Origin of the sequence: Acinetobacter sp. RF15B (genome assembly GCF_007558235.1) — a bacterium.
Lineage (GTDB): Bacteria > Pseudomonadota > Gammaproteobacteria > Pseudomonadales > Moraxellaceae > Acinetobacter > Acinetobacter lwoffii_C.
Window position 1 is genome coordinate 118,863 of the sequence record NZ_VLSR01000003.1, and the last position, 21,130, is coordinate 139,992.

The 21,130-nt window shown below is 35.5% G+C and carries 14 protein-coding genes and 1 pseudogene; 14 read left to right on the top strand and 1 reads right to left on the bottom strand.

Features of this window, described 5'->3' with window-relative positions; all coding sequences use genetic code 11:
* Position 1 precedes the first annotated feature (1 nt).
* The 14 genes and pseudogenes from tssB (at position 2) to E2K74_RS03295 (ending at position 18,054) form a co-directional block, all read left to right on the top strand.
* Complete coding sequence (gene tssB / locus E2K74_RS03230; protein WP_151206261.1) at positions 2-505, top strand: type VI secretion system contractile sheath small subunit; 504 nt, start codon at positions 2-4, stop codon at positions 503-505.
* Positions 498-1,979 carry a type VI secretion system contractile sheath large subunit gene (tssC, locus tag E2K74_RS03235; protein ID WP_151206262.1) on the top strand — a complete coding sequence of 494 codons (1,482 nt, stop codon included), beginning with the start codon at positions 498-500 and terminating at the stop codon, positions 1,977-1,979. Before tssB ends, tssC begins: the two co-directional genes overlap by 8 nt.
* A 55-nt stretch (positions 1,980-2,034) precedes the next feature.
* Positions 2,035-2,538 (top strand): Hcp family type VI secretion system effector, encoded by a 504-nt coding sequence (locus E2K74_RS03240; RefSeq protein ID WP_151203073.1) that lies wholly within the window; start codon positions 2,035-2,037, stop codon positions 2,536-2,538.
* 74 nt (positions 2,539-2,612) lie between these two features.
* Positions 2,613-3,089 (top strand): type VI secretion system baseplate subunit TssE, encoded by a 477-nt coding sequence (gene tssE, locus E2K74_RS03245; RefSeq protein WP_151206263.1) that lies wholly within the window; start codon positions 2,613-2,615, stop codon positions 3,087-3,089.
* 11 nt (positions 3,090-3,100) lie between these two features.
* On the top strand, positions 3,101-4,909 hold the full coding sequence (gene tssF / locus E2K74_RS03250; protein ID WP_151206264.1) for a type VI secretion system baseplate subunit TssF: 1,809 nt from the start codon (positions 3,101-3,103) through the stop codon (positions 4,907-4,909).
* Positions 4,873-5,868: a type VI secretion system baseplate subunit TssG gene (tssG, locus tag E2K74_RS03255; protein ID WP_151206265.1), complete on the top strand. Its 996-nt coding sequence runs from the start codon at positions 4,873-4,875 to the stop codon at positions 5,866-5,868. Before tssF ends, tssG begins: the two co-directional genes overlap by 37 nt.
* Entirely contained in the window at positions 5,865-7,325 is a 1,461-nt protein-coding gene (locus E2K74_RS03260; protein WP_151206266.1) for a hypothetical protein, read from the top strand. The genes tssG and E2K74_RS03260 overlap by 4 nt, the downstream gene beginning before the upstream one ends.
* Positions 7,326-7,358: 33 nt before the next feature.
* Positions 7,359-11,183, top strand: coding sequence for a type VI secretion system membrane subunit TssM (gene tssM, locus E2K74_RS03265; protein ID WP_151206267.1), 3,825 nt, complete (start codon positions 7,359-7,361; stop codon positions 11,181-11,183).
* A 42-nt stretch (positions 11,184-11,225) separates the two neighbouring features.
* A complete protein-coding gene (gene tagF, locus E2K74_RS03270) occupies positions 11,226-12,185 on the top strand; it encodes a type VI secretion system-associated protein TagF (RefSeq protein WP_151206268.1) in 960 nt (319 codons plus the stop codon).
* On the top strand, positions 12,178-12,954 hold the full coding sequence (locus tag E2K74_RS03275) for an OmpA family protein (RefSeq protein WP_413773042.1): 777 nt from the start codon (positions 12,178-12,180) through the stop codon (positions 12,952-12,954). The genes tagF and E2K74_RS03275 overlap by 8 nt, the downstream gene beginning before the upstream one ends.
* A 532-nt stretch (positions 12,955-13,486) precedes the next feature.
* Positions 13,487-13,933 (top strand): annotated as a pseudogene (locus tag E2K74_RS15110) (TnsA endonuclease N-terminal domain-containing protein); the annotation flags it as partial.
* Position 13,934: 1 nt separating this feature from the next.
* Entirely contained in the window at positions 13,935-15,839 is a 1,905-nt protein-coding gene (locus E2K74_RS03285; RefSeq protein WP_151206270.1) for a Mu transposase C-terminal domain-containing protein, read from the top strand.
* Between the two features lie 6 nt (positions 15,840-15,845).
* Complete coding sequence (locus E2K74_RS03290; protein WP_151206271.1) at positions 15,846-16,835, top strand: TniB family NTP-binding protein; 990 nt, start codon at positions 15,846-15,848, stop codon at positions 16,833-16,835.
* Positions 16,819-18,054: a TniQ family protein gene (locus E2K74_RS03295; protein WP_151206272.1), complete on the top strand. Its 1,236-nt coding sequence runs from the start codon at positions 16,819-16,821 to the stop codon at positions 18,052-18,054. Before E2K74_RS03290 ends, E2K74_RS03295 begins: the two co-directional genes overlap by 17 nt.
* 206 nt (positions 18,055-18,260) lie before the next feature.
* Here E2K74_RS03295 and E2K74_RS03300 read toward each other — a convergent pair whose 3' ends face one another.
* Complete coding sequence (locus tag E2K74_RS03300; RefSeq protein WP_151206273.1) at positions 18,261-20,930, bottom strand: ankyrin repeat domain-containing protein; 2,670 nt, start codon at positions 20,928-20,930, stop codon at positions 18,261-18,263.
* Positions 20,931-21,130: the final 200 nt, after the last annotated feature.

Sequence of the window (21,130 nt, forward strand, 5' to 3'; positions counted from 1 at the left end):
AATGGCCAAGCGTGAAAGCATACAAAAAAAATTGCAGCGCATTCGACCACCACGTGTACAGTTGACCTATGATGTTGAGATCGGTGATGGTAAGGAAATTAAGGAACTCCCTTTTGTTGTTGGAGTATTAGGAGATTTTTCTGCTTCTTCAGAGCTGGAAAAAACCAAATTAAAAGACAAAAAATTTATTAATGTCGATTTAGAAAATATAAATGAGGTCATGGAGTCACTTGCTCCAAGAGCAAACTTTCAGGTTGAAAACACCTTAACTGAAGCTGGTGGCACCATGGCCATTGACCTGGTATTTAATGGGATGAATGATTTTCGCCCCGAGAACATTGTGCAGCAGATTGAGCCTTTACGTAAGCTGGTAGAGGCGCGTGAACGTTTAACAGATTTACGCAACAAAATCTCTAATAGTGAACGTCTGGAAGACTTATTGGATGATGTGCTTAAAAATACAGACCAGGTACAGAAGATAAGTGTGGAGGCGGGTAATGAATAATTATAATGCTGCAACTGCAATGGATGTTGCATTTGAAGAGCCTTCGCTTTTGGATTCAATCGTTGAGCGTAGTCGAATTGCTCGCACCGAAGAAGAACATGATCGTGCCAAAAGCTTGATAGCTGAGCTAGCAAAAGAAGTCATGGCAGGAACAATTACTATTTCTGAAAATATGACTTTGGCGCTTGATAAACGTATTGCAGAAATTGATATCATGCTTTCAAAACAGCTCAGTAAAATCATGCATCATGAAGCATTTCAAAAAGTTGAGTCGACTTGGCGTGGTTTGTATTATTTCTGCCAAGAAACCCCTTCACATTCTCTTATCAAAATCAGGATGCTAAATACCACTAAAAGAGAGCTGATTAAAGATTTTCAAAGTGCCACTGATTTTGATCAAAGCACCTTGTTTAAGAAAATTTATGAAGAAGAGTATGGTTCGTTTGGTGGGGCACCTTATGCAACACTGATTGGTGATTTTGAATTTGATCGTACTCCTGAAGATATGTACCTGCTGGAACAAATTTCTCATGTGGCTGCATCAGCGCATGCACCATTTATTTCAGCTGCCAGTCCTTCAATGTTTGGCTTGGAATCCTTTACCGATATTGACCGCCCGCGCGATGTATCCAAAATTTTTGAAACAGCAGAGTATGTACAATGGCGTTCGTTCCGTGAAAGTGAAGATGCACGCTACGTTGCACTGACCATTCCACATGTATTGGGTCGTTTACCTTACCATCCACGTGAAGGTACAGTCACTGAGGGCTTCAATTATGTAGAAGAAGTTTCAGGTGAAAATCATCAGCAGTATCTGTGGATGAATGCAGCTTACGCATTTGGCACCCGTTTAACCAATGCTTTTGATCTGCATGGCTGGTGTGCGGCTATTCGTGGGGTTGAAGGCGGTGGCCTAGTTGAAGGTTTGCCAGTACACAGTTTCAAGACCCATGACGGTGAAGTTATTTTTAAATGTCCAACTGAAATTGCCATTACGGATCGTCGTGAAAAAGAACTCAGTGACCTTGGATTTATTCCATTGGTACATTGTAAAAATACGGACTATGCTGCTTTCTTTGGTGCCCAGTCGGTGCAAAAAGCAAGAAAATATGACAATGATATTGCCAATGCTAACTCAGCTTTATCAGGTCAAATTCAATATATTATGGCAGTTTCACGAATTGCACATTATTTAAAAGCCATGATGCGAGATAAAGTGGGTAGCTTTGCCTCAGCCGGTAATGTTGAAGCTTTTTTAAATGATTGGTTATCTCAGTATATTTTATTAGATGACGGCGCTTCCCAAGAGGCAAAAGCACAATATCCGCTTCGTGAGGCTTCAATCAAAGTTGTAGAAAATCCAGCTGAACCTGGTCACTACAAGTCTGTGGTGTTTTTAAGACCACACTTTCAGTTAGATGAGCTCTCTGTATCACTTAGGCTGGTCACTGAATTACCGCAATCAAGTCAATAAGATTTAAAATTGTGGAATAACTATAAGTACTTATAATAAAAGGAAAATCATTAAAATGAAAGATATTTACGTCCAGTTCCGTGGTAAGTATAAAGTTGATGGTGAATCACGTGATTCTGAACATAAAAGCTGGTTAGAAGTAAATTCATGGGCACACCATATCCGTCAGCCAAAATCTGCGACTTCTTCAAGTGTGGGGGGGCATACTGCAGAACGTGTTGAACATTCTGATATGGTCTTTATTAAAGACCTGGATGCGACCAGTCCGAAACTCTGGGAAGCGTGCTCTGCTGGTTATACCTTTGATGAGGTGCAAATTGACTTTTATCGTGCAAATGGTGACAAGCGCATCAAATATTTGCAGATTAAACTCAAGCATGTGCTGGTGTCTCAGGTCACTCCAAATGTGAATCAGGAGGGGGTACCAACTGAAACCTTTGGTCTGAAATATGCTGCAGTCGAGTGGACTTATAACCAGCAAGACATTAATGGTTCACAAAAAGGTGCAGTCACTAAAAAATGGTCATTGTCGAATAATACCGCTTCTTACGCAGCTTAATTTACATGCCCCGGATAAAGGTGGGTACTTACCTGCCTTTATCTCTATCTATAGCAATATTAAATGATAAGAATATGAATTTGGATCGACTTTATCCCTATGGATTTAGAAGCAGTTTATTTGAGCGTTTATTGCCTGCAGATGATCAGGTTACATCAGGTTTGTCTATACAGGAATTAAGACAATCTATAGCACAGGACCTCGAAGATCTTTTAAATAACCGGATGACGCATCTAGGCCAATCTGCTGAGTATTATTCAGAGATTAAAAGCTCTATTCTGCAATTCGGCATTATTGATTTTGTTGGTCTATCAACTGCGAATCCTATGGATCGTGACAAAATCTGTCATTCTATTGCGCAATCGATTAGTGCACATGAACCGCGTTTAAAACAGGTCAAGGTAGAGATGCTGATGAATGAAAATAATATGAGCAGCCTATACTTAAGTATTTCTGCTTACTTAAATATTTCACCTTTATATGAAACAGTCATGTTTGATGCGCTTCTCAAACCGACTACACAACAATATGTTATTTTGGCTCGAAAATAAGCAGGTTGCATGTGATTGAAGATTTATTACCCTATTATGAAAAGCAATTACAGGAATTTGGCCAACAATCACGAGAATTTGCCAACAAATATCCAAAAATTGCTCAACGCCTTGCTTTAAATCAAGAACATATTGATGATCCACATATTGAACGGTTGATTCAGGCATTTTCACTGATTTCGGCACGTATTGATAAAAAGCTGAATGATAGTTATGAGATATTTACCCGTTCAATTTTTGAGATCATGTTTCCTCAATATTTAAAAACTTTTCCTGCCTGTTCAATCGTCAGTTTTGAAGATACAAATAAAATTAAAAGCTTAAAAGAAGTACATGTAGTTGCAAAAAATACGGTTCTGAAAGCGCGAAGTATTCGTGGCGTGCAATGTGAATATCGTACGGTAAATAGTGTCACGCTATTACCCATACATTTGAAGGAAGTCAACTTTAAAACACATCCTTCTGCCTATATACATCTGAATCGTAATGCAACGTTGATTTTGAAGTTTGAAATTTTTAACCAGCAGCATCAATTATTATCCCAACACAAATTACCTTTATATCTGGATGCCATTTCTAATTTTCCCTTGCAGCTTCTAGATACGATTTTTAAGTCGGACACCCAGTTTTCTTTCAAATATCGAGCTTATGAAACCAATATTTCTAATCCGTTCGAGGTCATGGGCTTTGCTGAAGAAGACAGTCTTCTTCCTGTCGATCAGCATACACATCAAGCCTATCGTTTGTTGACTGAATATTTCTGTTTTCCTGAAAAATTCAATTTCTTAAATATCAATCTGGATTTTTTAAAAGCTGTAACTGAGGCTCCAACAGAGTTTGAGTTGAAAATTCATTTTAAAGCCAACTTGAATGATCAGGCGGCTATCCATAATTATGCAGAATTAAACAGTGCAAATTTTAAACTTTTTGCCACACCAGTCGTTAATCTGTTTGAAAAACAGGCTGAACCACAAAAAATTGATCATCGACGCCTCGAATATCCTCTGATAAGCGATGTCCACCATCCTGAGTATTTTCAGGTTTATGGTGTGACCGAGATGCATCTTTTACGGGAAACTAGTGATAAAAAACAGCTATATTTTCCAGTCTTGCCATTTTTTGCAATGAGTCATTATCACCAAAATGACCAGCAGTTTTTTTATCAGATTTCACCCACAGCCGATCAAAACAATCCTATAGACTTTAAATATTCGATTATTTCCAAACATTTAAAGCCAGGAGCCTTTACTTCTGACTTTATCAGTACCCGTTTACTCTGTACCAATCGAGACCTGCCTTTTGAAAGTTATGATCAAGGACAGAACAGCCTGTCATTAAATGAAAATCATCTGGTGCGTAAAGCTCGACTATTAAAACGGCCGAACTTACCCTATCGTTTTCAGCAGAAACAGCTCGAACAATGGCGGATCATTTCGCATTTATCTTTAAATAGTTTATCTCTGATAAAAGGGGATGTGGTTAGTCATCTTAAAGAATTACTTGAACTTTATAACTTGCCACAATCTAAAGAAAATCAGCTCATTATTAACTCAATTCAGTCAATTCAATTTTCATTGGGACAAAAACTGATGAGCCATCAGCCATTCCCACTATTTATTCGAGGCATTAAAGCTGAAATCCAGCTGGATAGCCAAGTTTTCCGAGGGGCAAGTGTCTATATCTTTGCTCAGATTTTAAACCATATTTTTAACTTAAAAGTTCAGATGAATAGTTATGTCGAGATGACGGTACTGGATTCAGAATCAAAACAGGAGTTATACCAATGCATACAGAACGTTGGTGGCAAGAAACTTCTGTAATTGATCAGCTGTATCAACAGCCAACTGCATTTGAACTGATTCAGGCAACCCGTCTATTTCGGCATGCGCCCGAACAGTCAAAACAGCAGAGATGGAATAATAGCTTTTATTTTTTGAGCTCATTAAGTTTGAACTTTCCAGCTTCTGAGATCGAGTCAGCTCATCTGCAAGATGGTCGGATCCAGATCACCAATTTGATGGTCGGATTGACCGGAATACAAGGGGTGTTGCCTTATACCTATACCTATAAAGTCAGACATGCTGCACGACAACAGCGTGAACAAAGCTTACATTTTTTAGGATTGTTTAACCATAAGCTGACTACGCAATATATAGATGCCTGCCTGAATTATCATTTGCCAGTTCGTTATGAAATTGAACAGGATAATTATTACCTGAAAATTTTACATGCCTTAACAGGGTATGTAACAGAGCAGCAAGATCAACGGCACATAGATGATTATTTTGCTGAATTTTCCGGTTTAATGCAGGGGCAGAACAATAGTAAATATGCTTTAAAAACCATTCTGTCTTGCATTTTTCAGTTTGATTTTGAGATTAATCAACTTATTCCGGAGCAGTTCCAGCTGGATAAGCAACAAAAAAGTCATTTAAGCCAATCCCGGCCTACTTTATTGGGTATAAATAGTTTTTGTGGCGAAAAAGTGACACAAGTTGATGAAAAAATTGAAATTATTATTGAGCCTTTAGGACGGTTGGATTATTTAAAATTTTTGGCTCAAGGGGAATATAGCCTTAAATTACAACAAATCATCAGTACTTGGTGTAGTCCTACCTTACAGGTCAGTCTCCGTTTGATTCTGGATAAAGAACAGCTTTCCTCTATCCAGCTTGGAAAGGGCTGTTCAATGACCTTGGGTGAAGGGGCGTTACTCATGCCCAGACAGGATGTACATAATGCCGATACCTTTTATCATTTAAAGGGGAGTATGACATGATTAAACTCATCATCTCTGCTTTCTTGGCTATAGCTGTGTCAATAAGTACGATTGTTATTTATTACTGGAGAGACAGCCATTATGATCCCTCACAAATGGATCTGATCGGGATGTTTATCTTACTGCCATTTGTCATTTGCATACTGATTTTGAGTCCCTACTTTATTTATAAAACGATTCAATACTATCGAAACGAAAAGTTGCAGCAGCAAAAAAATCAAGAACTTACTGCTTTAAAAAATGATAAAAAGCAACAGGATAAAAGCAAAAATGAGCAGGATGTTGAGCATCATCGTTTAAATGTTTTATCCAGCGCTGCCTGGCATTGTTTTGGGGAAAATGAAGAAATACTACAGTCGATGACACAATTTAAAAGCCCTGAACTGGATTTTCAGCTGACTAACAATTTTGGGTTGCCACTTTTATCTTATCGTATTGCCGAGCTGGACCAATGGCTAGAAAAAGCCGATTTAGATGAAGAAAAGTTATTTTCCAATACACGGGAACGGCGTATACAACAATTAATTCAACAACAACTACAAAAACATGCGCATAGCATGCATGCAATTGCACAACAATTAAAGCGCTCAGCACTGTTTTATGATAATGAATTTGCCTATCAATATCGTATGCATCCCGGCTGGAATCCAGAGAATCAGTATGACTATAAAGTAGAAAATGATGATCTTTTAAAGCAGGAAATTGTTGAGGAGGTCGCTCGGTTAAATCGCTTAAATATTCATATATTAATCGCCGAAAGTTTAGTGCATTCTTGGGATGATCAAGCATATCAAGCCCAGCTTTTGCAGCAATTAGAACATGACTATACCTTCTTGGTCGACCATGTTCATATTGAATTCCATTTTCTTGCCAAACAGAGTGCTTATGCTGCCTGTATGACACTTTTGCAAGATATTGCACAGCAGTCTGAGGAAGCAAGCCTGATCATTATGGCGGATTCCGAGATTGATCAGGAATGGGTGGATGAAAATTTCTGGCAGAATGAGCAATATATAGCTTCAGAATATGCAGCCAGCTGGTGCTTAACTGCCGAGCAGATATCTCTAGAAGAAATAACAGCAGTACAAATTTTAAAAATGAGTCATCATGTCAAAAAGTTAGAAAAAGATTTAATCGGGCAACAGCTGGACCTGTCTGCTCAACTGGAAACAGAACAGGCTTTTGTGCTGTTATTAGATGAGGCGAAAAAGTCAAAGAGTCTTCAACAGTTACAGCAAAACTTTAATCCGGTTGGAATTTCTTCTGAGTATTTTATTTATATTCAGTCTTTTATAGGAAATACACAATGTTTTGGGCATGTTTTAGGATTAATGCTGCTCACACAAATGCGGGACAATGTTATTACAATGGCTTATAGCCTGGAGCAGCCACATACCTATATCTATTGTGAGAATAAAAATCCAGAACAAGCTGAAACACTACCCTTAATTGCATAACGACTTAAAAATATAGAAAAATTAGAGATTATAGTGAATACATTAATTTATACGTTCCTTGGTTATATCTGGCAATATGTCACTCATCCTAAAGCCATCATGGCCCTGTCTTTCTTTGTTGTGCTTATCTCAATGAAGAATACGGTCTCTGATCAGGTGTTCTGGAGTTTGGCGGCTGTGTATATTGCTGTTTTGATGGGTTGGGGGATTTATGAGCTGATTCAACATTATCGTCATGGCAAAAAGGGCAAAGAACTTGCTGAAGCGATGTCCAGACAGGCTGAAGCTGATTATAAATATAAAAATAAAGAGGAGTTACAGCTGCTTAACCAGCAAATGAAACAGTCGATCCAACTCTTGCGTAAATCCAAGTTAGGTGATCAAAAAAGCAATGCAGCGCTTTACGGATTACCCTGGTATATGGTGATCGGGAATCCGGCGGCAGGAAAAAGTTCGGCCATTTATCATTCCGGATTGAATTTTCCATTTGAAGATGCGCACCGTAAAACGGTATCTGCAAGTTTAAGTGGTACACGAAACTGTGACTGGTTTTTTTCCACCGAAGGGGTGTTGCTAGATACGGCAGGACGTTATTCGGTTTACAGTGAAGATCATTCTGAATGGTTGGGCTTTTTAAATATTTTAAAAAAGAACCGTTCCAAAGCACCGATTAATGGTCTGATTGTCATTGTCAGTATTGCCGAGTTGGTGAGCCAGAGCCCGGAGAAATCCATTCAACTGGCAAAAAATCTGCGGAACCGGATTCAGGATTTGACGGAGCGACTAGAGGTCGTGACGCCTGTGTACCTTATCTTTTCCAAAATGGATTTAATTGCCGGATTTACGGAGTTTTTTGATTGTTATAACGAGCATGAGTTTGATCAGATTTGGGGGGCTACTTTGGCTTATGACACTCAATCTAGTGAAAATGCCGCTCAGCTATTTGAAAAGCATTATAGTATCTTATATGACGGTTTGAAGAATGTGAGTCACACCCATTTATCACGGCGGCATTCCCAGTATATTTCACCGAGTGTCATGACCTTTCCGCTAGAGTTTAAAAGTCTAAAACCGGTATTAAGAACTTTCATTTCAGCACTTTTTCAGGAAAATCCTTACCAGTTTAAACCGGTATTTCGTGGTTTTTATTTTACCAGCGCTTTACAGGAAGGGCTGATTGAAAGTCCTAAAACTGAACAGATTGCTGAAGATTTTCATCTGATTCAAAGCCAAGAAGGCAAGTTTGGCTTACCCACACGATCAATTTCCCAAGATCATGGATATTTCTTAAAAAACCTGTTTTCGGAAGTTATTTTAAAAGATAAAAACCTGGTCAGGCAGCAGATCAATCCTTTGCGGAAACGTCAGCGTTTTATCAGTTTTATAAGCTCTTTATTGACGGTAGCCATCGTTTTGAGTCTGTGGATCTGGTCATATCGTAATAATCAGCAGTTAATTAACGAAATTCAGGCGGATTTGAATAAAGTTGTGCAAATGCAGCAACATCATGGGCCTGAACTCTCGACACAGCTGGATGCTTTACTCATTCTGCAAAATCATCTACAACAACTGGATCATTATGAACAGGATCGTCCATTAAAATACAGTTTTGGCCTATATCAAGGCAACCAGATCAGGGAACAACTCGAAAAAGAATATCTCAAAGGTGTGGATTTACTGGTATTGCAACCGACACAGCAAAATATTGCCCAATATTTGCAGCAACTTAAATTCAATAAAGAGAATCTGAAAGCCAATTATATTAATGTATCGGGACAACAGACGGCTCAAGCCAAACAGGTAATCACTGAGCCTTCCGAGCAAAATCCTCAAGATGCTTATAATGCGCTCAAGACCTATTTAATGTTGAGTAACCGTCAGTATATTGAGGCGGGGCATCTGAGTAATCAGGTGACACGTTTTTGGCGCCTATGGTTAGAGAACCATCGTGGTGAAATGCCGCGTACTGAAATGATCCAAAAGGCTGAGCAGGTCTTAAGCTATGCCATGACTTTAACGCATCGTTCATATTTTCCTCAATTAAATTCTGATGCGATGCTGGTTGAGCAAAGCCGGCAGATTTTAACAGCTGTCACGACGGGCGTCTCGGCACGGGATCGGGTCTATAATGAAATTAAAATGCGAGCTTCTGTACGTTTTCCTGTTCTGACCCTCAAGCACATTCTGGATGATGAAACTCAATCAGTCATGCTGAGTAGTTATGCGGTGCCTGGCCTTTATAGCTATCAGGCGTGGAATGATTATGTTCAACCTGCAATTGAAAAAGCAGCGCAAAATCCAACAGAGAGCAAGGATTGGGTCCTGAATGTATCTAAATCTGATGATCTCAGTTTCAGCGGTAGCCCGGAACAGATCCGTAAACAGCTAACCGATATGTACAAACGGGAATATATTGTCGAATGGCGCAAATTTCTCAGTGGGATTCATTATGCAAAAGCAGCAGATATGAACCAGCAGATCCGGCAGATGGATGTCCTGGGAGAAAGCGAACATTCGCCTATCAGAAAGCTATTACAACGTGCGGCTAAGGAAACCAGTTGGGATAATCCTGTAGTACAGGCAGAGCTGGCCATACCGCAAAAAGGCTTTATGGCCTGGTTTAAACGTAAAGTTTTAAGACGTGATGAAGTTCATTTAGCTCAAAACTCAGGCTCTCTTTTGTCTCAAGGCATGATTGCCAAAGATTTTCAGGCACTGTATCAGATTGTTCGTCAGCGGGATGATTTACAAAACAAATCCTTGCTGGATGAATACCTTCAATCCGTGGGTAAAATGCGCAGCCAGTTTAATGATCTGAAAAGCTCTGGAGATATAGGTCCTGCAAGTATGGCTTTACTTCGTCAAACTATTCACGAGCAGAATTCTATCTTTAATACGAGCCAGAAGTTTGTCAGTGAAAAAATGTTGGCCGGCAGTCAGGAGCTTGATCAGAAAACACTGCAAAAGATTTTAGTCGTTCCACTCACGCAGGTATTTTCAAGTCTGATTCCACCAGCACAGGCAGAAATTAACAAACTCTGGCAAATACAGGCTTATCAGCCATTTACTAGCAGTATGGCACACAAATATCCATTTAATAGTCAGGCCAGCTTACAGGCCACCACGGCAGAAATTAACCAGATTTTTGGTGAAAATGGCAGTATTGCACGCTTTGTCAAAGAATATCTGGATCCTTTTGTGATTCGTCGCGGCTATCATCTGACCACTAAGACCTGGCAGGATTTGGGAGTAGGTTTGCATCCTGCTTTTGTTTCAAATTTCCAGAATTATCTTGCTCCGGTGCATGGGGTCGCTACAGGAGAATTAAATCAGACTTCAAATAACATGGCTCCCAATCAGTCGAATTTCCAGTTTTTCCCTCTAGAAAATCCTAATCTGTTGTCCTATAGCATTGAGATTGATGGACAACGGATGTTGTTTGAAAATGGGATACAACAATGGGTGAATTTTATTTGGCCGAATCCGGGTACTATTCCAGGCGCACGAATTACTGTGGTTGATCTAGAAGGAAAGATACATACTATTTTTGATGAGCCAGGTGAATATGGGATTAACCGTCTGATTGATTCTGCAAAGCGCCAGCAAAAAGGAAATATTTTTGAAATGCTATGGCAGAGCAAAGAGCAGCCAAACTTGGCGATAAAAGTAAATTTCCGTCTGGTGAGCGGAGATACGGCGAGTTCTATAGGAGGTCGTGCCAGTTATAACAATTTGCAACTGGTTGATCAGGTCATGTCCAACAAAGCGGTGCGAGTGATTGCTGCGCAGTCTGCAACCAGCAATGAACAGACCGCTGCTGCTTTGGCAACTGGAAAAGCAGGGGATACTGCGCCATGAAGAGCATCCATTTATTGAGACAAAATAGTGAGGATGGTTGGTATGTATAAATTATCAACTCAGCCTTTCTATTATGGAAAATGTCCAGCACATGGCGACTTCTTGAAATCGCAAGGTCACCCTCACTTAATTCAGTCTTTAGATCGCTGGATTAGTGAAGCACTGGAATACGCGATGCAGTCTAAAAACTTCAAGCAGCATTATAGCGATTTGCCGTCTCTGGATTTTTTTCTGGTAAATCTACAGGAATCGCAGCTTTTGGTAGCCCACCTGATCAGTAGTGAAGATTATTCAGGTCGCTATTTTCCGATGGTACTTGGACATATCATTGAAATGGATCAGCCTCATGAAAATATGATTTATTTGCCGTATCGTTTTAAGCCCACCTTGATTGATCTTTATCAGCGTAATCGAGTTATACGCTCAATTCGTAATCCGGATATTTTATTGGATAAGTTGAGTAAGCTAGCTGATCGGAGTCCTGTGTATAGCCAAGAAGATGTACAAAGTTTTTATAATAATCAGACCTTGAACACGCTGGCCAAACTTATGGATTTGGCGGTGTATGAGTTGGTGCAAACCCTGATTGCACTTGGCCTATTACTCCAGCCTGTTATTCAATATGGAGCAAAACGCTTAAATAAAATTTTGATTTTACCGCTTCATAATATGAGTTATAGCTATGAAATTGCTGCCTTTTGGGTCCATTTAATTGGCCTGTTTATGCAGCAACAGCATAATCAACTCTTTATTGGATTATTGCATGCTGAACAACCCGTTTTATTATGTGGCTTTCAAGGTGCAGATAGTACGGTTCTGGGAGATATCCTTAGGCAAAATATACAAAGCCAGCATTGGGTTTCTTTAGTTAAAGCCGAATGGATTGAGCCATATTTAGAACAGAATGCAGGACTAGCAGCATTAGAACAAAATTTAAATCAGCAGCGGATGAGTCTCGAACATACGATTCAAGTTTTTAAACAAGCATTTATTGATGAATAACATGAATAAAATTAAACATATAAATCAAATTAAATTTTTCATAGCTGTCATAGGATTGAGCCTAAGCTTTAGTATCTGTGCTCAGCCAATTGTGATTGAGGGTGTAGTACCGAATGAAAAAATGAAAACAGACATTTTGACTAGGGCTTATATGACTTATGGACAACCAAATGTTATTGACCGAATTCAGATTCGTCAGGTTACAGCTCCTAGTGACTGGTCAAACACCGTAACCAAGGTGATTAATGAGGATCTTAAAAGAGTTAAAAAGGGCAATTTGACCATTAAAGGCACTGATATTCGACTGACTGGCAAGGTTGATCATTCTGATGAAATTCACCTGACCACCGCAAAATTCCAGGGTTTAACTCCAGAAAACTATCATTTAAATACAGCGCTTTCTATCAATCAGACTGAGCAGAAAATAATTGATGCAGCTTTAAAAAACCGAATTATTGAGTTTGAATCGGGAAGTGCAATCTTGGCAACTTCTAGTACACAAATTTTAGACGAAATGGTGGTTGCATTAAATAAAGCGGGAGCTAAGAAAGTTCGGATCATTGGACATACCGACAGTTCAGGAGATGTCAATAAAAATATTATCCTCAGCCAGCAACGCGCTGAGACTGTCAAAAAATATCTTATTGCTAAAAATATTCCTGAACATTCATTAAGTACTGAAGGTTTGGGAGCGAGTAAACCTGTTGCTGATAATGCAACGCCTGAAGGTCGTAAGAAAAACCGTAGAATTGAGTTTGAAGTTTTATGAAAATATCAGTACTCGTCTAAAATTAAAGAAGGCCTAACTAAGTCTAAAAAATCGGTGACGTATAAAGTATAAGCGGCACAGGTAAATTGGCTGACCAGTAAACTATTTATAAACAAATATTTGATTTATTTAATTTCGTATAATGTATATTATGTTAAATAGAATATCTAAGACTGTGGCCTACACAACCTCAGTTGTTGCTGCAATGACTATGCAATTGCAATGACTACCTAATTATTAGAATTTGACTATTTAGATTAGAATATGACTAATTAATATTTAGAAAAAATTTAACTATTAGAATACAACACTCATAAGAATCTATGAGAGATCAAATGTAAAATTGTTAAGAAGATTCGTTGTAGGATCCATATCTATGGAAAAATACACTCCTGCCAGGAAAGTATCTAATAGGCATGGCTTAGGAAAAGTTACTGGTTTATTCTTTAGCGAAAAAATGAATATGCATATTGCTTGAGAATCTCAACTTGAGAGAGATTATTGCTACCTATTAGACTTCAATAAAAAAGTTAAAATATTTTTTTCACAACCAAAGACTTTTAATTTCACCTATAATGGACGAAAAATCAGATATACTCCTGATTTTTATATTGAATATATAGATGGTTCTAGCGAATATATTGAAATTAAATTTAGTGATATTCTAAGGAATCCTAAGATAGCTAAAAAATTGAAAATTCTGAAAAATTACTTTAGTCAAAATAAAATTCAATACAAAATTTTGTTTGAAGATGACATCCGTAAGCAGCCAAGACTTAGAAATATTAAATTCTTAAAAAAATATTGCAAGATTGTTTATGCACCTAAAGTTCCATTCGAATTTTGTGGAAAATTAAAAGACCTCCGTCAATATATTGATGATCATTACATTTACTCAGCTATGTATAAGGGATTGATTAAATTTGATATTAATGAGGAAATAGATGAAAATATAGGCATAAGACTAGAGGTATTGTAAAATGAAAAATAATCTAGATCTTAGCAGCGGTTTAAAATTAATCTGGAAGAAGAATGTCTACGAAATAATTGATAAAAATGATTTATATATAAATTTAAAGAAAATTGATGATAATAGTACTTATAGAATATCTCAAGAGGAATTCAATAGAGAATATTTGAATAATTTAATTATCCCCTTTTCTTCTACCACTGAAAGTTTTTCTTTAGATTTAAACTCACTAGATATAAAAAAACAAAAATATATTATAAGAATACTGCACTATTTAAATTTTTTTATTAAAATTTATGATGGAAATACTAAAGATATTCCAAAAATTTTAAATAAAGTTGCATTGGATATTGGTGATAAAAATCCGCCAAGTATGGCAACATTATATAATTGGAAGAAAAAGTTTTTCATTAATAATAAATTTGATTTTAGATATGCTATCGCTGGTCAAGTTCGAAGTAGTAGACTTGAAGATAGTGTAGAAGATTTGATAAAAAATTGTATAAATCAATATTATTTAAATGAACAAAAAATTTCAATTAGAGAGCTGCATAGGATAGTAAATAATGAAATATGGAAAATCAACACATTAACAAATAAGCATATTAAGTCACCTTCATACGAAACAGTACGAAAATTTGTTAATTTTATGGATAAGAAAAAAATTGTACAAAAAAGAGAAGGATATTTAGAAGCGTATAAGCAATATAAGATTTACAAACAAGGTCTATCGGCTACAAGAATTTTAGAATACGTTGAAATTGATCATGTATTCTTAGATATTGAAGTTAACTATAGAGAAATCTTATTGGGTAGGCCTGTACTTACCATGCTAATCGATAATTATTCATTAAGCATATTAGGTCTATATATAGGATTCGGAAAACCGAATACCTTTGCTGTACTTCAAGCTATAAAATCTTCTCTACTCCCTAAAGATAGTGTTCAAAAAATCGTTGACCAAACTGCATCAGATTGGTGTCAATATGGCATTATAGAAAACCTAATAACTGACAATGCCAAAGAGTTTCATAGTAATGATTTTAAAAATGTCTGTTTAGAATTGGGCATAAATATTCAATATGCCCCACCCTATCATGCATGGTACAAAAGATATGTGGAAAATTATTTTGGTTCATTGAATAAAAAATTAATTTCAAAGTTACCTGGGAGTTATGCTGATAGTTCGCAACAGAAAAAAACACTACCTTATGAAACCTTTATAAAGATTCTATATACCTATATAGTTGAAATTTATCATAATTCATACAATAAACGTAAAAAAGGCACACCTTATGAATTATGGAGTAGATCACTTAATCATAATCCACAAAATATAGTATTTAGCTATGATGAAATTAATATAATTATAGGTAGTACTATTGAACGAAATATTTCTAAATCAGGCATATCAATTGATAATGTTTATTATAATGATGAAAATCTAAATATTATTAGAAGAAACTTAAATGATACTAAAATTAAGATAAAAAGAAATTTAGATGATATATCTTATATCTATGTATTTTCTGTGTTTACTAAAAAATATATAAAGATTTATGCTGTAGATCAAGAATATACAAAAGGCAAAACTGTTTTTCAGCATAGATGTATCTTAAAATTAATAAATAAAGAATCTAAGGATACTGACACTTTGGATAAAATTTATTCGGCGGAGAAAAAAATTACTGATTATCTAGATGATTTTATTTCAAATAAAGATAATAAAAATTCAAAAAAAATAAAACGAAAAGATAAGGTGTTAAATTATAGTAACTTATCAAGCAGTACTTTTTCTAATAAAAAAGTTGATAAAAAAGATAATATAAACACTATAATTAGTAACCCCTCTACTATAGAAGAAGCACCAAATTCAGAAGATAATGAAGATTGGGGTATTTTTAAGATGGATTAGTCGATTATGTCAGATTCGAGTATTCTAAGAATAACAGATATTGAAAATATATATATTGTCTATCCTAGGCTTCAAAATATTTTGGATGTCATTGACGAAATATTTAAGTTATCTGGAATATCGTCAGAACCCAATTGTCTTTTTATAACTGGTCACAGTGGTGTTGGTAAAACACGCTTAATTGAGTATTATCTGAATAATCATCCTAGAGAGGAATTAGCTGATCGTACAAGAGTGCAAGTCTTTTCTGTAGAAATTCCATCACAAACATCTATTAAAGATTTAGCCTCTACAATGCTATCTGCTCTAGGTGATCCAAATCCTGCTTCTGGCACTAAAGTTACAATGACAAATAAACTTTATAAACTTTTGAATAGTTGCCATGTCAAGCTAATAATAATCGATGAGTTCCAACACCTCATTCATAATGCAAGTGATAAAAAATTTGATGATGTAGCGAACTGGCTGAAAGGTCTAATTAACCACACAAAAATTCCTATAGTATTGTTAGGATTACCAGAATCAGAAGAAATACTTTTACGTAATTCACAGTTACGGAGAAGATTCTATTATTCGATGTCAATAGAACCGTTTAATATTAGGACGATTACAGGTGAAAAGGAATTTGTAAAATTCCTTTCTATAATTAAAGAAGGTTCAAAATTCATTTTTGAGAATGATTTTTTCTTAGATAGGAGTTTTTACTTACCTCTTTTTTTTGCATCCAATGGTACGGTTGCTAACATTATGAAATTTATAAAATTGGTTTTTAGGCTAGCTATAAAAAAAGATACCAACATAATTAAGAAACAATACTTTGCACTAATTTACGAACAAGCAATCTTCAAAAAAGAGTCAGTTTTTCCAAACTTTCAAAATCCTTTTAATGTTGATTTTGATACATTTTTATCATGGTCACTAGTATCATCAACCATCGGTGAAAAAAAACCTTTTAGGGAAATAAACAGGAAATCAACTGATGTACCTCCTATCTAATAAATTTTTAGTTCGCCCTAGACCTTATGATGATGAATTTATTCTAAGTTACCTGCAGAGAGTTTCCCAAGAAAACTCATATGCTTCTTTAGATCAAATTTGTTCAACAGTTTTCGCTCATCGTAAAAGTTTAACAGATATAATTAAGGGGAATTTTGACACGAAATTGTTAGCTCAATTTACCGATTTAAGTATCAGCCAAATTTGTGATTTACTAACTTTAGGCGAAGACTATCATTTATCATCACATCCAATTTTTTGTATAGAATGTTTTAAATTAAACAAATATATTAAAAAACAATTTTATAAAAAAGAATATATCTGCGAAAATCATGATTTACCGATGATAAGTAGGTGTTTATTTTGTAATAGATTATATTCTTGGAAAGTATTAGATAATTTAAAATGTAGTTATTGTAAAAAAAATATTAATAATAAAATTGAACAAAAAATTTTGAAAGAAACTAGTGTGCATAATGTTATTAAATTCTCTAATCTAGTATTAAAGTATAAATCATATGCCCCCATGAGTTTATCTTATCAGTTTGGCTTTTATATAAAAAGATATAATTATGCTCACAATCTATTATTAAATAGAAATAATTCTTTTGAAATATTTATTAAGCAGTTTTTCTTTAATGATTACATTTATAAACGAGAACCAAGTAAGTATATTGATGAATACATCTACTTTTTAATAAATATGAAAAAAACGATTTCAGAAATGGTATTAGATGAACATATCAACAAGACTGATAAAATTTTAAAAATGTATTTTATAGAAGATTTTGATTCTTATGAATTAGAGTCGGATTTTAACAGTAATTTCATATCCATAAATCAAGAGGATTATAAAAAATACATGTTTATTAGTTACTTAAACTGTCAAAAAATTCTAGGTATAGATTTAAATAAGGTTGAATATTTTTGCTCGAAGAAGCTTTTGAAAAGATGTAATAAATACATAGATTTATATAGTTTGTTTAAATTGTGTGTTGATATTAAACTCTCCTCAACATATGAAGACTTAAGTGATAATTACACTTACTTTAAAGACTTATCGAAAAAAGAGATGTTAAGGGTTCTAAAGGACTTAAGATTTGGTGATTTTATCCTTTATAATTTCAATAGCTTAGACGCTCTTTCTAAAGTTAAGATAAGTAATTTTGATTTAAATTATGGAAAAATTGAAAAGATAGCTCATTTTTTTAAAACTTGATCAATTAATTGGTAGGTTGCATTGTATAGTGAATATTCCTTTACTTATAAGCCTATATTGAGTAAATCTTCATCTAAAAACTAATCAAACTTTTCTATGTTATTGTTCTTGGTGAATAAATAATTAACCTAAATCCTATTCAAAGAGTCTATAAGTATTAACATAATCTAGCCCTGTACATGAAGTAGTACAGGGCTATTTTACAATTAGTTAGTTATAGATAAAGATCGCTCTAAAACCTCAAGAATTATTTCTAATTCTTGCTGAGTTCCACATGAATATCCATTCTTTCTACTTTGTTGATTTAACATCTGCAGTGCTTCAGGATTCTCAAGCAGATGTTCAACCAATTCTAATGGTGTGAATCCGGCATGATCTTTTTCCCAAAGTTGCTTTGGTAGCAATGCTACTAATTTTTTGACTGCGTACACATCGCCAGACCAACATGCGGTATGTAGCGGTAATCTTCCATCCATTGTTCTCAAATTCCAATCAGAAGACCCTGTACAGAAAGTATCAAAAACTTTTGGAGATTTAATTTTACAAGCTGTATGTAGGGCAGTCATTCCTTGGTAATTTTGAATATTAGCATCGGCTCCTGCTGCTAACATTTGTTCAACTAATAGTGTTTCACGAGCTTCAACAGCTAACATTAATGGTGTTTGCCCTTTTAGGTCGGTAATATTGAGTTGCTTTGGGTATTTTTCAAAAATATCTTTTAAAAGGGTTTCCCAAACTTCTAATATCTTCTCATCCATCAATTTTTGAGCTTTAAGAAATAGTTTCAGCATGAGCATGAGCATGAGCATTGAATTACCTTCGACATCAGGTAGATTTGACTTAAATAAAGCGTTATTAGAATCTAGCCAATCCTTTAACCCTGCTAAATTATTTTGCTCAAGCAAAGGAAAAAGTTTATCCAAAGCTGGTTTTACTAAAGTCTGACTAAGTGGTTGTTGAGGCTTGATTCCAGGATATGGTTTATATAGAACCTCCCAAAAGTAAGAATGTGCCCAACGTGCTATTTCCTCTATAGAAGGAATTTGATCACTTTCTATCATTCCACCACTAAGCATTTCCCGATAATATTTTTCGTGATTGTTTGTAATAAGTTTTTGATTCGCTACTGCTACAGCTAAACAATCTCGTGCAATCTCTCCAGTCATTAGGCCGTAACTACATTTAAAACTTTCTTCTAAGGCCTCTCTGAAATATTTTGATGCCTCATCAAAATTATTTTGTGCCAATAAGTGCTTGGCATTGTATTGCAAAATGGCGAACTTCCATAAATCATATCCTGCAGTTTTTTCTGCTTCAGCAATTAAAGCTTCAACCTTGATTTTACAATCTTTAGGTCTGTTTTTACTTTCACCATTTAAATAGTAAGCAAGTTCTGGAATGGCAACTAAAGTTTTCTCTATTGGCGTATTGGCTAATTCTCTCATACGTTTAGCGGCCATTTCTTTCAACCGAATGGGTAAGTCTGGCGACTGAGCTACACTACTTACCACCCAATAACTCTGCTCATTCTGTAATGCTCTCCATGGTGAATTTTGTTGCATTCGAGCTTTTAATTCTTGAATTTTAGTTTGTTCCTCGTAAAAGCTATGGAGTTTACGAACAGTACGTTCAGCAATTTCAGTGAATGAATTACCATCATCCCCCATCACATCATCAAGAACATCACTTTCATTGATACGGAAGCTATAGCTCAGATACATTGCAAGCTCATCAATACCTGTTTTTTTTCTTGAAGGTAGAATTGAGAGAAATAAGCTTTCTCTATCCCATTCAGGTAAATGGGTTTCAAACCACATATCTTCTGCCAATTCACCCTCATCTCTACAATTTTTCCATGCCTCGATAGTAAGGTTATAAACAACTTTATATAATGCGAATAATTGCAGAACTTTATTTTTAAGTGGGTCTACGCAATGCTTATCTACATCAGGGCACAGAGATTTGACTAATCGGTGATAAATATCTTGTACTACACAAGCAACAACAAGACGTTGGCGAATAACATCTAGAGTAGGAGCTGAATATCGATCTAATAAGCATTCAATTAATCTAACTTTTTCTTCTTCATTTACGTTACCCTGCAAAATCTCGGTAAGGAGTTCCTCAGACAGTGGGAGCTCAAATTTAAGTTTTTGAGCATTCAAGCCCTTCTTCTTGATAAAGGTTAATGCTTGATTAAATTGTTTATCAGTAGAAGCTGTTTCATCTAGAGTAAAGGAACCTTCAAAATCTAGACTTAGTCCATCGGGGAAATATTCATAAATAGAGCTGTAACGAATAGTATTGATACCATTCTTCCAGTTATAAAGAGAACGTTTTAAATTTTGGATGTCTATATCTAGGCTCTGGTTGGCAACATTGCCTACATCTGTTCCTAAGAGATCTGTTAACCAGTCAATAACTTGGGGAACTGGTAAAACTAGATTTTTATCACCATCACTTGTAACCAGTTCAGGTAAATACCAGAAACGGCCACCTGGCATACCTTTATCAAAAGGAGTCTGAATAGCTTGAAATGCAGAAAATCGTGCTAAACCAGGTACTAAAAAATGCGTTAAAAGCATCCAATTAATTTGTTTTTGATCAGCATCTAGTGTCCAAGTTTTGAGTTCAAGACCTTTATAGGCGTTTGCAATATTAGTTAGTGGCTGCCAAATGGTATCAAAAGAATCTGGTTGAACTTCAAGTTTTTCAAAAATAGATAAGATTATTGTTTTCATCATATCAGATTGCTTACTGATACTAATTTTCCCAGTAGCAAATTTGTTCTTTTGAACTGTCGAATATGAGTTATTACAACCAAGACTTTGATGGATTTCTAACAGTACTGATTCAATTTTTGGTAAAGTGCCCATGCTCTAATGCAACCATGATGAAATTTTCAGATATCTTATATACTTATCTACGCAACAACGATGAAAAATGATGACTCCCCCCTAAAAGTGTCTGAAACTTTTATTAAGGTTATGTTTTTTTCATAAAATTAGAATGATTAAATATTAATCCTTGAAAAAATAAAAAAAATGACCTTAAATTATTAAAATTAATAAGTATT